Raw genomic sequence first — 591 nt, forward strand, 5'->3', positions numbered from 1 at the left:
TGGCTGTGCGATACCGCCGGCGAGCGGTGCGGCGGCGAGGGCGGCAAGACGCTGCAGCACGCGGCGGCGTGCCGGAGCGGAGGATGAATTCATCGGCGGGGTGTCCTCGGTGATCCGCGCGCAGGCGGCGCGGCTGCCGGGCAGGTTACGGAATCGGTTTCCGACCGACAAACATCGAATCGTGCAATGCATATTCGTGCGGCGCCGGCGGGCATGGCCGCCATCGCCGCACGCGGGCTGTATGAGGGCTGTATGCGGGGCTTACGTGGCCGATGGAACCGTCCGCAGGAACGCGCGCACCGCCGGCGCCTTCTCGAAGCGCCGATGCGCGAGCGCCAGCTCCGACGTGATCGGCTTGCCCGCGATCGGCCGGTACACGACGCCCGGCAGCGACACGCAGCCGGCGAGCGCATCGGGAATCACGGCCACCCAGCCGTTCACGGACACACACGCGAGCACCGCGAGCAGGCCGCCCGGGCGTGCGGCGATCAGCGGTGCGAAGCGGCCGCGGCGCGCGACTTCGAGCGTGCCGCGCTCCTGTTCGGGTACCGCGAAGCGCGCGTCGGCGAGGTCGGCCGCGCGAATGGCGGC

General features: G+C 72.4%; 1 protein-coding gene. It reads right to left on the reverse strand.

Annotation, left to right across the window (positions count from 1 at the left end):
* Positions 1 to 261 precede the first annotated feature (261 nt).
* The coding region (locus tag G3O00_RS42915) for a LysR substrate-binding domain-containing protein (protein ID WP_241025619.1) at positions 262 to 591 on the reverse strand (330 nt) is incomplete at its 5' end.

This window comes from Burkholderia sp. Ac-20384 (assembly GCF_017104605.1).
Taxonomy (GTDB): domain Bacteria; phylum Pseudomonadota; class Gammaproteobacteria; order Burkholderiales; family Burkholderiaceae; genus Burkholderia; species Burkholderia lata.